Raw genomic sequence first — 12205 nt, forward strand, 5'->3', positions numbered from 1 at the left:
ATCAGGAACCCATCGTGACGCGAGGTGTGGCCTGGACTGTCTGGCCCACCCGCTCGACCAGTAGTGCCATTTCGTAGCCCACCTGGCCGATGTCGCAGGAAGTATTGGTCAGTACGGCCAGATAGGAACCGTCACCGACTGCCATGAGCAGTAGGTAGCCGTGTTCCATCTCGACCACCGACTGCAGCACGGTGCCGCCTTCGAACAGGTTCGAGACGCCGACTGAGAGGCTGGCCAAACCTGCGGTCACGGCCGACAGCTGCTCGGCACGGTCGACGGGCAATTGAGCGCTCGCGGCCATCAGCAGGCCGTCCGCCGAAACCAGCACGGCATGAGCGACGCCCGGGACCTCGTTGGCGAAGTTCGAAACCAGCCAATCCAGCTGACGGTTCGTACCACCTAGATCGGGGTTCATCGGTCTCCTTTATCTCCGGTTAGGTTCATTGCTCCCATTGCGCGGCCATCCCGGACGCCCTGCTGGTGACGACTCAGACTTGACCTGATCGACTCTGGGTCGCGGCTCGCCGTCCGATCAGCCCTTCCGGTGACACCACCGGGAACCAATCGGTTACCCGGATCGCGCTGAGGCAATCCGGCCGACGTCCGTTTCTCCGACGAGACCTCCACCGCCCGCCGGGCAGCCTGCCAACCTTCGTCACCTGGGGATTCGAAGGCGGCGGCGACTTGGGACCGGTCCGGATTCGGATCCGAGAGCCACGCCGACATCATCTCGGCGAAAATCGGGCTCCCTCCTTCCGACGGGCCGGCTTCGGCTGCGGGCTGCAGCCGGGTCTGGAAGAAGGAGGCTGTTTTCTCCGTGTTGGACCGGTAGCTGTGGCGACCGCGTTCACGACCGTCACCGCCGACGGCCCCCGAGTTCGCCTCTTCCGTGGAGCTTTCGTCCTGGGCGGCAGCGCGCCCCGGCAAGCTGAGCCCCGGTGTGGGTTCCGGACGCGGCGGCAGATCCGCACCGGGCCGACGCTGGGGCAGCCCGCCCGCGGCCGAACCGCGCTGCGGCAGACCACCGTTGCCGGAATCCCGCGGCGGCACACCGTCCGCCGATTCCCGCTGCGGCAGACCACTCGGGCCACTCGGGCCACTCGGGCTGCTGCCCGAATCCCGCTGTGGCAGACCACTCAGGCTACTCAGACTGCTGCCCGCGTCGCGCCGCGGCAAGCCGCTGTCCGAATCCCGCTGCGGCAGGGCACCGCCCGAATCACGCTGCGGCAGACCATTTCCGGAACCACGCTGCGGCAGCCCGGTGCCGGAGTCACGTTGCAGCCCGGTGACGCCGGAGTCACGTCCGGGCACGCTGTTGGCTCCCGGCATGCGCTGCGGCAGACCCCCGCTACCCGCGTCGGGCATCCGGGTGGTGGCGTCACCACGCTGCGGCAGGCCGTTACCGTTCGACGACTCCCGCTGGGGCAGACCGCCGCTCGCGGACTCGCGCTGCGGCAGACCAGCGTCCCTCGACGGTGCGCCGTTGGTTCCCGGCGTGCGCTGCGGCAGACCGTTGGCACCGAGCTCACGGGCGGGCGGTTTCGGTGCGGACTGTTCGTCGCCACCGGCCGATCCCGCGCCACGCTGCGGCAGGCCCGATCCACCGCGCTGCGGCAGACCGCCTCCCGGCTCACGCGGAGGCACGCGCGATCCGGAATCACGCTGCGGCAGCCCGCTGCCGCTCGGCGGCCGCTGTGGCAGGCCGGTCGGGCGGCCCGGACGCTGTGGCTGGCCAGCCGCACCCGGCTGGCGCTTGAGCATGTTGGCTGCCAGGCCCGAGGTCGGCGCCGGCGGCGTCGATCCACCGCGCTGCGGCAGACTCGTGGTCGGCTGCGCCGTCGGCGCCTGCGGTCCGTTGGCGCCCGGTTCACGCTGGGGCAGCCCCGACATACCCGATTCCGACATCCGGGCGGTGGCATCGCCACGCTGCCCGGGTTCGGCATCGGCCAGCGGATGCCGCGTGGACGGGCCGTTCGTACCGGGCTGGCGCTGCGGCAGTCCGCCCGGTACCGCGGCACCCGGCTGACGTTGCGGCAGGCCACCGGAGGCCGAACCGTTCGCGGTGCCATTGGCGCGCACCGTGCGGTCGTCACTCGAATCCGCGGGCGGCGACACCGGTATCGGTCCGCTCACCCCCGGATCCACGGTGACCATCATGTTGCCGCTCGGCGTCCGGGTGACCCCGCGCATCTGCATCGAGGACGGTGCGGACGGCGCCGGCGCCGGACGCTGTGCCGACAGTGCCGCCTGCTCACCGGACTGCTCCGGCACCGAAACCGTTCCACCCGAGGGGGCGACGATGATCGCCTTGGGTACGTGCACGGTGACGGTGACACCCGGATCACGGGCGGTGTCGAAGGTCGAGCGCAGCCGCACATTGAGGCCGTGCCGCTCGGCGAGCCGGCCGACCACGAACAGACCCATGTGACGTGCGGTGTCCGCGCCGACCTCGGCGGCCGACTCCAGCCGCTTGTTGATCGCGGCCATTTCCGCCGGCGGCATACCGATACCGCGGTCGGCGACCTCGATGAGCAGACCCTGATCGTGGGCCTGGGCGAAGGTGAACTTGACGTCGGTCTCCGGCGGCGAGGCCCGCAGCGCGTTGTCGAGCAGCTCGGCGAACAGGTGCGCGAGGTCGGATGCGGCCGGTTCGGTGACGGCACCACGCGGTGTGGCGCCCAGCTTCACACGCTCGTAGTCCTCGACCTCGGAGATGGCCGCACGCAGCACGTCGGCGATCTCGACCGGTGCGGACTTGCTGCGCCGCTGCCTGGTACCGGCCAGAATCAGCAGGTTGTCGCCGTTTCGGCGCATACGGGCGGCGAGGTGGTCCAGCCGGAAGAGGTTCTCCAGCAGACGTGGGTCCTTCTCGTCGTACTCCATCGCCTCGATGAGCGAGAGCTGATGGTCGACCAGCGACTTCGACCGCCGCGCCAGGGTCTCGAACATATCGTTGACCTGGGTACGCATCGCGGCCTGATCGGCCGCCAGGCGCAGGGCCTGACCGTGGATGTCGTCGACCGCGCGAGCGAGCTGACCGACCTCTTCCTCGGTGTGCACCGGCATCGGTTCGAGCGGCACATCCTCGGGGCTGGCGCCGTCGCGCAGTCGCGAGACCTCGTAACCGAGGTCGTGCTCGGCGACGCGCAGCGCGGCCAGGCGCAGTTTACGCAGCGGGACGATCATCGCCCGGGCCACCAGAACGGCGAAGATCAAGGCGGCCAGGATCGTCAACACGACGATGACCGCGTACTGGATGGCACCGGCGCGCGCGCTACCGGCCAGGTCATCGACCTGCTTGGTGATATCCCCGGTGGAGGCGTTGACGATCTTGGTGTATCCGGCGAGGCTGTCCATCAGCGACTGCCGGATATCGAGAATGGGCAGCTGGCCGACCTCGGCCTCCGGGCCGCTGGTCATCTCGATCCGCTTGTCCAGCAGGCTGTTCAGTTCGGCGATCGTGGGATCGCCGTCGGGCAAGCGCTTGGCCAGCAGGCCGAGCATGTACTTCTCGGTGTTGGCCGCGATCTGGAACTCGTGCAGGCCCTCTTTGGGATCACCGGTGAGGAACTTGGCGGCCGCGGCGACCTGGGAAACCTCCACCGCGCGGGTGTTCAGCGCGTCGACGAGGCGCAGCTTGGCGTTCTCGACACCGGGATCGGAGACCTGGGACACGATCTCCTCGACCGTGCGGACGCTGTTCTGCCGGATCGACTCTTCTTGATTGATCGCGTCCGCGATGATCGGCGAGGGCTTGGCACCCTGGTCTCGGACCGCTTGCGCGCCGACGAGCATCTGCTCGAGCGCATCGCGCGCGCCGGGCACGCCGTCGAGCTTGCCGGCGGCCTTCTTCGCGGTCTGGATGGCACCGTCCAGTTTGGTCAGATCGGCGTCCTGCACCAGCGATTGGGTGGGGCTGATCGCCGCCATCTGCTCACCGGCGACCGTCGCCGAGGCACCGCTCAGACCGGTGACGGCCGGAATCGCCTCGACATGGTCGACGGACTGATTCAGCTGACTCGAGTCACTGAACTCCGACGCGATCCTGGAAGCACCGAGCACCACTGCGACGAGCAGTGGCACGGCCAGCACAGCCGTAACCTTCCAGCGCAGGTCCCAGTTGCCGAGCGCCCAGCGCCTCCCAACGGGCCTAGCGGCGTCACGCATCTCCAACTCACTTTCCAAACTGGCCCCAGCCACGCGCCGACAGCAAGCCTCCACGATCGCACGCGCGGCTCGATAAGCAGAACGGGCCGGGAACTGCGGCTGGCCGATAAATTGCGTCCATGACGGCCGAAATATGTGACATGCGATTCTAACGGATCAATAACTTCTTGTGCGACCTTTCGGTAACCATCAGCCGTTGACCTGGCTGTTCCAGCCAAACTCAAAGGTCGCGGCGGCCGCCCGGACGTCGCGTGAAGTCTGCCACAATCAGGCAGATCTATCGAGGCGGGTATCGAGGCGAGGCAGGGAGTCGTACGGTTGAACGCGATGCAGGAGTACCGGCCCACCTACCAGACCAGCCTGGTCGACCCATCGGACTTCTGGCGCAGCGCGGCCGAAGCGATCAGCTGGGACGTTGCGCCCACTCAGATCCTCGACACCACGGCGCGGCCGACGGCACGGTGGTTTCCCGATGCTCGCCTCAACACCTCCTACAACGCCCTCGATCGCCATGTGCTCGATCTCACAGTGGAACCGGACTCGACAATCGACGATACCGGGGCCACCGCCGAAGCGGTCAATTCCGAAAAAACGGGCGGCCGAGCCGACCAGCCCGCACTAATATACGACTCCGCTATGACGGGCGCCACACGCGTCTACACCTACGCCGAACTCCTGGCCGAAGTCGCGCAGTTCGCGGGGGCCATGCTCCGGATCGGGGTCCGCACCGGTGACCGCGTCGTCATATATATGCCGATGATTCCCGAAGCCGTGATCGCCATGCTGGCCTGCGCGCGGATCGGAGCCGTCCACTCGGTGGTCTTCGGCGGTTTCGCCGCCCACGAACTCGCCGCCCGCATCGACGACGCGGAACCGGTACTCATCGTGACCGCGTCCGGCGGCCTGGAACCCGGCAAGCGCCTGGAATATCCGCCGATCGTGCTGCAGGCCCTCGACCAGGTACAGACCGCCGCACCGCGCACGGTCGTCGTCAAACAGCGCGAGGGCTTCCCCACCATTCGGTTCTCCCCGCCCCAGCCGGCCACCGACACCCTGCCCGATTCCGCCGCGACGATCGCCGCACGCTGGCTGGACTGGGAGGACATGGTGCGCGACGCCGAACCCGCCGATCCGGTATCGGTGGCCGCGACCGATCCGCTCTACATCCTCTACACCTCGGGGACCACGGGTAAGCCCAAGGGCGTGGTCCGCGACAACGGCGGCCACGCCGTGGCGCTCGCCTGGTCGATGCGCAACATCTACGACGTGGCCGGCGGGCAGGTCATGCTGACCACCTCCGATATCGGCTGGGTGGTCGGCCATTCCTATATCGTCTACGCCCCGCTGCTGGTCGGCGCCACCACGATCCTGTTCGAGGGCAAACCGATCGGTACGCCGGATTCGGGCACCTACTGGCGGCTGGTCGAGCAGTACGGGGTGCACGTCATGTTCACCGCGCCCACCGCCCTGCGCGCGATCCGGCGCGCCGATCCCGATGCCGCCCTCTCGCGGCGCCACGATCTGTCCTCGTTACGGGCGCTCTTCTGCGCCGGCGAACGCCTCGATCCCGCCACTTACGACTGGACCCGCGAGACCGTCCTCGCCGGACTACCGGACTGCCCCGTGGTCGATCACTGGTGGCAGACCGAAACGGGCTGGCCGGTCTGCGCGAACCCGCTCGGACTGCAGGAGTTGCCGATCAAACCGGGTTCGGCCTCGGTACCGGTGCCGGGTTACCGGCTGCGGGTGCTGGACTACGAGGGCGATGCCGTCACGGCGGGCTCGGAGGGCAACATCGTGATCGGCCTGCCGTTGCCACCGGGATCGCTGACCGGTCTGTGGCGCGCCGACGATCGCTTCGCGCGGTCCTATCTATCGGGCTACCCCGGTCACTACCTGACCGGTGACTCCGGATATTTCGACGAGGACGGCTACCTCTACGTCCTGGGCCGCAGCGACGACGTGATCAACATGGCCGGGCACCGGCTCTCGGCGGGCGGTATCGAAGCGGCGATATCCCGTCATCCGGCGATCGCCGAGACCGCGGTGATCGGAGTCCCGGACGAGCTCAAGGGTCAGCGGCCGATCGCCTACGTCGTCCTCAAGACCGGGGTGGACATCGAACCGGCGGAACTGCGCACCCAGCTCGTCGCCCGGGTCCGCGAGCAGATCGGTGCCATCGCGACACTGCACGACGTGACCGTGGTGCGCGCGCTACCGAAGACCCGCTCCGGCAAGATCCTGCGCCGCACGATGCGCCAGATCGCCGCCGGCGAAAGCTGGGAGATGCCGGCGACGATCGAGGATCCCGCCGTGCTGATCGCCCTCGAGGACCAGTTGCTGGCCGGAACCGATCCCACCTCCGAGAACACGGCGACGCCGGACGGTTCGAGTATCGGCTCCTGAGCGGGCACTGCTCCGCTGCGCTCATGATGTTCTCAGGATCGGTTCACAGCCGTCCCAGACTCCGGCGATACGGTGCCCGAACGCACGTGCCGATGCACAGGGAGAGAGAATGATGCGAATTCGTCCGATGAGCCGCCGGATCACCGGAGCCGCCCTGACCGTGGCGGGCCTCGCCGCCGGGGCCGCCCTGCTCGTTCCCACCACCGCCTCCGCGGATCCGACCGGACTGGTTGGGCCACTGCTGAATTCGAGCTGCAGCTTCGCCCAGGTCGATGCCGCCCTGCACGATCAGGCACCGCAGCTGGCCTCGATCCTCGACTCCAACCCCGACCAGAAGGCCGAGCTGAAGGCGAAATTCGATCAGCCGGTGGAACAGCGCCAGGCCGAATTCCAGCAATACCTCGCCCAGCATCCCGACGAGGCGCAGCAGGCCGAACAGGACCCGCGCGCCTCCGGTCTGAGCCAGACGATCCAGCAGGTCGCCGACACCTGCCACAACTACTGAGCCACGTCACGACGACTCGCCCGATCGCGCGCCGCCGCCGTGCAGGCCACGGCGGCGGCGCGGCCAAATTACACTGCACACCGTGACGAGCAGCGAGACTCCGACGGTGCTGGTGGTCGACGACGACGAAGATGTGTTGTCCTCGGTGGAGCGCGGCCTGCGACTGTCCGGGTTCCGAGTGGTCATCGCTCGCGACGGGGCGGCCGCGCTGCGCAGTGTCGCAGAGGAGTCCCCGGATGCCATCGTTCTGGACATGAACATGCCGGTGCTCGACGGCGCGGGCGTGGTGACGGCGCTGCGCGCGATGGGTAACGAAGTGCCCATCTGCGTACTGTCCGCACGCAGTTCGGTCGACGATCGCATCGCCGGACTGGAGTCCGGCGCCGACGACTATCTGGTGAAGCCGTTCGTCCTGAAGGAGCTGGTGGCGCGGATCAGGGCACTGCTGCGCCGCCGCACCGACACCACACCGGCCACCGCCCCCGGCTCGATCACCGTGGGGCCCTTGCACATCGATGTGGCCGGCTATCGCGCCCTGCTCAACGGCAACGAAATCGAGCTCACCAAAAGAGAATTCGAATTGCTGTCCACACTGGCCCGCAATGCCGGGGTGGTCCTGAGCCGGGAGCGGCTGCTGGAGCTGGTGTGGGGCTACGACTTCGCGGCCGACACCAATGTGGTGGACGTCTTCGTCGGCTATCTGCGCCGCAAACTGGAGGCCGACGGCACTCCCCGGCTGCTGCACACCATTCGCGGCGTCGGATTCGTGCTTCGGATGCCGAAATGACCTGTCGGATACGGGAATTCACATGATCGACGCTCAGCCTCGGCGCCCCCGGCCCGGCCGCCTGCGCCGGTCGTATTCGCTGCGCACCAGGGTGGCGGGGGCGGCGGCACTGGGCGCGATCATCATCACCGCCGTGCTGAGCTGGGTGTCGGTGGTGGCATTGGGCCGCACCAATCTGGCGCAGGCCGATCAGGAACTGACCATCGCCTCGCGCATAGTGCTGATGCAGCCGATCATCGCGGTCGGAGTGCTGTCGCTGGTCAGCCCCAACAAGGATATGGCCGTGACGGTCCGCGACCACGGCGACATCGTGGCCTCGACCAGCGTCCGGATCCCGGCCGAGGAACCGGGATCGCGCACGGTCACGTTGGAGGGCACCCCGTTTCGTGTCCTCACCACCACCGACAATCAACCCGAGGGCCGCACGGTCTCGATCGCGATCCCGTTGACCGACGCTTATCACACCATGTCCGCACAGCGGCGATGGGTGCTGTTCGCGGCCGGGCTGGCCGTCGCCGCCGCGGCCGGGCTGGGCTGGATCTTCGGTGGCCGCGCGGTCCGCCCCATCCGCGATCTGACGCGGCAGGTGAGCAGACGCAGCGGGACCAGCAGGGCCGAGGTAGGCGTCGACGGATCGGGTGTGTGGGAGGCCGAAAGACTTTCCGACGCGGTGAACTCACTTCTCGAACGAGTGCAGGACGCTCAGGCCGAAACCGCCGCCGCACTCGAGACCGCACGCGACTTCGCCGCCGTCTCGGCGCATGAACTGCGGACCCCGCTGACCGCCATGCGCACCGATCTCGAGGTCCTGCGCACCCTCGATCTGGACGAGCAGCAGCGTGCCGAGATCCTCGACGATCTGCATCGCAGTCAGGGCCGGGTGGAAGCCACGCTGGCCGCCCTGGAACGGCTGGCCGCGGGTGAGCTCACCGACGAACGCGACCATGTCGAAACCGATGTCGGGGATCTGGTCGACCACGCCGCGCACGATGCGATGCGGCACTTCCCCGAGTTGACTGTGCGCATCGACACCGATCGGGAGCTGATCACTCGCGGACTACCGACCGGCTTACGCCTGGCGGTGGACAACGCGCTGACCAATTCCGCGCGCCACGGCGGCGCCACCCAGGCCCTGGTGTCCGCACATCGGCGGCCCGGCGGGCTGATCGTGATCTCCGTCGACGACAACGGTGCGGGAATTCCGGCCGGCGAACGCGATCAGGTCTTCGACCGTTTCATCCGTGGCGCCAACGCCCACAAGGGCGGCTCCGGTCTGGGACTGGCCCTGGTCGCGCAGCAGGCCCAATTGCATGGTGGGCGAGCCTATTTCGACGACGGTACGCTCGGTGGTGTGCGGCTGGTCCTGGAGCTACCGGATCGTCCCGTACCACCGATCCCCTGAACTGCTGCGATCCTCACAGAACCCTCAGATTCCCGCCAGCGATACCGTATTCACCGTCGCTAGCGTCGAACGACGTGGCGCGTAGACGATTTCGATGGACGGTTTTCACAGCGGCGACCCTGGTGGTCGCCGCTGCCGTGGCGGGCGCGGTGGTCGCCACCCACCGGGGTGGCGCACCCGGCGATATCGCGATCGTCAACGCCGATACCGGTCCGACCGGTGCGCGGATAGTCAAGGCCCTTCAGGCCGACAACAGCGGCCAGTGGACGATCGCCGAAGCCGGCGCGAGCACCGACGATCACGCCGCTGTCATCACCCTGCCCGCCGACCTGAGTTCGTCGCTGGCGACTCTCACCTCGGCACAACCGCATCGCGCTCAACTCACGGTGGCGACGAATCCGCATGCCGACACATCGATGGTCGATGATGCCGTCACCACGGTGACCCAGCGGATCTCGGCCGCCGGCGTGGATCAGACCCTGGCCGCCATCACCACCGCCCGCGGATCGATGCAACAGGCGGCCTTCACATCACAGCTGCTGGATGCGGGCGTCCGGACGGCGTCCGATGTCGCCGGCGAGTTCAGCGGCAGCGCAGACCAGATGCTGGGATTCCTGGATACCGCGAAATCCGAAGCGAGCACGCTCACCGCACAACTCGGTGCGGTGCACACCACACTCGGACAGGCGAGGACACAGGCCGTCGATCTGGCCGGTGCCTTCGATGCGACCGGATCGACCATCGGCCAGATCAGCAACAGCGCAACCGCATTGAGCAGCGGCCTGGATCAGGTCCTGCCGCTGTTGCGAGCCCTGCCCTTCGCCGCGGATCCGCGATTGGCCGATGCCATCGGCAAACTCGACGCACTGCGCGGTATCGCCGGCCAGGCTGATGCGCAACTGTCCGGTCTCACTCAGCTGACCGGCAGCAATACCGATCCGAACACCGGCATCGGCACCATTCTGCGCGATGCGGCCGGTCGGCTGAACGTTGCCGCCACCCAGCTCGACCAGGGTGCGGCGCTGGCCGGGCAGATTCCGCAACTCGCCGACCAGGCGACCACGCAATTGCGGGGCGCACTGCAGACGGTGGGCACCGGCGTCACCCAGATGGGCCGGATCTCGGCGAACCTCACCGATCAGACCGGGAAGGCCCTCACCGCACTTCCGGCGAACGCCACGTCCCAGCAGTCACTGCTCGCGACGAACCTGTCCGATCCCGTCGACGTGGTCCGCCGATGAGGCCACGCCGACGTGCCCGCCGCGGGGTTCGAACCGCGGCGTCCACCCGACCCTTCGTAGTTCCCGGCGCTATGCGCCGACGTTGATGAGATCGATGATGAAGACCAGGGTCTTGCCCGACAGCGGGTGGCCGGACCCCTCGGGACCGTAGGCCAGCTCCGGCGGAATGGTCAGCTGGCGACGGCCGCCGACCTTCATGCCCGGAATGCCGTCCTGCCAGCCCTGGATCAGGCCACGCAGCGGGAAGGTGATGGATTCGCCGCGGCTCCAAGACGAATCGAATTCCTCGCCGGAGGCGTATTCGACACCCACGTAGTGCACCTCGACCGTGCCGCCCGGCACCGCCTCGGCACCTTCACCCTCGACCAGATCCTTGATCACCAGCGTGGTGGGCGCGGGGCCGTCCTGGAACTCGACTTCCGGCTTGGTCATGCGTCCTCTTCCGTAGATGGATAAGTCGTCCTGTAGATAAACCAATGAAGAGTTCACCATAGCGTTGCTCGCCAAACCGTGTTCCCAACGACAGTTGAATCGGCCGGTACCGGAGCGAGGGGGCAGGATAGGTGTCCGTGGCTCACCTGATCGATATCGCCGACCCCGGCGACCCACGGGTCGCGGACTTCCGCGACCTCAACTCGGCGGATCGCCGCCCGGACCTTCCCGGTGGAAAAGGCCTGGTCATCGCCGAGGGGGTCGTGGTCGTGCAACGCATGCTGACCTCCCGATTCCAGCCGTTCGCACTGCTCGGAGTCGGTCGCCGATTCGACCAGCTCGGGCCGGACCTCGCCGGCGTGGACATCCCCTATTACCGGGTGGATTCCCAGGTGATGGCCGAGATCGTCGGCTTTCATCTCAATCGCGGCGTCCTTGCCGTCGCATACCGCCCACCGGAACTGCTGCCCGAGGAGATCCTGCCCACGGCACGTACGATCGCCGTCCTCGAAGGCGTCAACGATCACGAGAACATCGGCTCGATCTTCCGCAATGCCGCCGGGCTCGGCGCCGACGCCGTGCTGTTCGGCGATCGCTGCGCCGACCCGCTCTACCGGCGCGCGGTGCGGGTGTCGATGGGACACGTGCTGCGGGTGCCGTTCGCCGCGCTGCCGACCTGGCCCGACGGCCTGCACACGCTGCGTGAAGAGGGGTTCCGGATCATCGCGTTGACTCCCGATCCGGCGGCGGTGAATCTGGCGACCGCGATGACCGGCGAGCGGGTGGCCCTGCTGCTGGGTGCGGAGGGCCCGGGCCTGACCGAGGCCGCCATGCGCGCCACCGATATTCGTGCCCGGATTCCGATGACACCCGGCACGGATTCGCTCAATGTCGCGACCGCGGCCGCGATGGCTTTCTACGAAAGGGTGCGTACCTCGTGAGCCGACCAGGTGCCGTCCCGGACCCGCCCTCCGGCGAACCCACGCCGTGGGCGACGGGGGTGGCCGTCGCGATATTCGTCGCCGCGCTCACCGCGGCGGGTATCTATTCCTTCGGCGCCGCACTCGCACAGGTGCATTGGACGCTCGCGGTCGCGGTGAACGTGATCGCGGTCGCGGGCACCACCCCGACCGTCTGGCGCTGGCGCAGGACCCCGGTGGCGCGCTGGATACTGAGCGGAGTCGGCGCCGGAGTACTGATCGGCTGGCTGATTCTGCTCATAGCCGCTGTCGCACAGTGACTTTCCCGTCGACAGCGACGTCACC

10 protein-coding genes are annotated in these 12205 nt (G+C 67.9%); 7 read left to right on the plus strand and 3 right to left on the minus strand.

The features are described 5' to 3' along the window. Position 1 precedes the first annotated feature (1 nt). Positions 2–415 carry a roadblock/LC7 domain-containing protein gene (locus tag AB0L57_RS13710; RefSeq protein ID WP_011207200.1) on the minus strand — a complete coding sequence of 138 codons (414 nt, stop codon included), beginning with the start codon at positions 413–415 and terminating at the stop codon, positions 2–4. Continuing rightward, on the minus strand, positions 412–4167 hold the full coding sequence (locus AB0L57_RS13715; protein WP_364961137.1) for an ATP-binding protein: 3756 nt from the start codon (positions 4165–4167) through the stop codon (positions 412–414). Before AB0L57_RS13715 ends, AB0L57_RS13710 begins: the two co-directional genes overlap by 4 nt. A gap of 327 nt (positions 4168–4494) precedes the next feature. On the opposite strand from AB0L57_RS13715, the gene AB0L57_RS13720 reads away from it, so the two are divergent. The 5 genes from AB0L57_RS13720 (at position 4495) to AB0L57_RS13740 (ending at position 10508) form a co-directional block, all read left to right on the plus strand. Continuing rightward, positions 4495–6573, plus strand: coding sequence for an AMP-binding protein (locus AB0L57_RS13720; protein WP_364961375.1), 2079 nt, complete (start codon positions 4495–4497; stop codon positions 6571–6573). A 109-nt stretch (positions 6574–6682) separates the two neighbouring features. Further along, positions 6683–7078 (plus strand): hemophore-related protein, encoded by a 396-nt coding sequence (locus AB0L57_RS13725; RefSeq protein WP_364961139.1) that lies wholly within the window; start codon positions 6683–6685, stop codon positions 7076–7078. Between the two features lie 73 nt (positions 7079–7151). Beyond that, positions 7152–7865, plus strand: a complete 714-nt coding sequence (locus tag AB0L57_RS13730) for a response regulator transcription factor (RefSeq protein WP_364961377.1) — start codon at positions 7152–7154, stop codon at positions 7863–7865. Between the two features lie 22 nt (positions 7866–7887). Further along, positions 7888–9267, plus strand: a complete 1380-nt coding sequence (locus tag AB0L57_RS13735) for a HAMP domain-containing sensor histidine kinase (protein ID WP_364961141.1) — start codon at positions 7888–7890, stop codon at positions 9265–9267. Positions 9268–9341: 74 nt separating this feature from the next. Then, complete coding sequence (locus AB0L57_RS13740; RefSeq protein WP_364961143.1) at positions 9342–10508, plus strand: hypothetical protein; 1167 nt, start codon at positions 9342–9344, stop codon at positions 10506–10508. A 69-nt stretch (positions 10509–10577) separates the two neighbouring features. On the opposite strand, the gene AB0L57_RS13745 is transcribed toward AB0L57_RS13740, so the two are convergent. After that, the gene (locus AB0L57_RS13745; protein WP_364961145.1) at positions 10578–10940 is read right to left on the minus strand and encodes an FKBP-type peptidyl-prolyl cis-trans isomerase; all 363 of its coding nucleotides are present in this window, start codon (positions 10938–10940) and stop codon (positions 10578–10580) included. 137 nt (positions 10941–11077) lie between these two features. Here AB0L57_RS13745 and AB0L57_RS13750 point away from each other — a divergent pair, with 137 nt between their 5' ends. Together AB0L57_RS13750 and AB0L57_RS13755 are read left to right on the plus strand one after the other, a co-directional pair. Beyond that, a complete protein-coding gene (locus tag AB0L57_RS13750; RefSeq protein WP_364961147.1) occupies positions 11078–11881 on the plus strand; it encodes an RNA methyltransferase in 804 nt (267 codons plus the stop codon). After that, positions 11878–12180 carry a DUF2537 domain-containing protein gene (locus AB0L57_RS13755; protein ID WP_364961148.1) on the plus strand — a complete coding sequence of 101 codons (303 nt, stop codon included), beginning with the start codon at positions 11878–11880 and terminating at the stop codon, positions 12178–12180. The genes AB0L57_RS13750 and AB0L57_RS13755 overlap by 4 nt, the downstream gene beginning before the upstream one ends. Positions 12181–12205: the final 25 nt, after the last annotated feature.

Origin of the sequence: Nocardia sp. NPDC052254 (genome assembly GCF_040679495.1) — a bacterium.
GTDB lineage: Bacteria > Actinomycetota > Actinomycetes > Mycobacteriales > Mycobacteriaceae > Nocardia.

Bases quoted from the DNA above. Each gene is read 5' to 3' on its own strand.
- AB0L57_RS13710 (WP_011207200.1), bottom strand. From the start codon at position 415: ATGAACCCCGATCTAGGTGGTACGAACCGTCAGCTGGATTGGCTGGTT.
- AB0L57_RS13715 (WP_364961137.1), bottom strand. From the start codon at position 4,167: ATGCGTGACGCCGCTAGGCCCGTTGGGAGGCGCTGGGCGCTCGGCAAC.
- AB0L57_RS13720 (WP_364961375.1), top strand. From the start codon at position 4,495: ATGCAGGAGTACCGGCCCACCTACCAGACCAGCCTGGTCGACCCATCG.
- AB0L57_RS13725 (WP_364961139.1), top strand. From the start codon at position 6,683: ATGATGCGAATTCGTCCGATGAGCCGCCGGATCACCGGAGCCGCCCTG.
- AB0L57_RS13735 (WP_364961141.1), top strand. From the start codon at position 7,888: ATGATCGACGCTCAGCCTCGGCGCCCCCGGCCCGGCCGCCTGCGCCGG.
- AB0L57_RS13745 (WP_364961145.1), bottom strand. From the start codon at position 10,940: ATGACCAAGCCGGAAGTCGAGTTCCAGGACGGCCCCGCGCCCACCACG.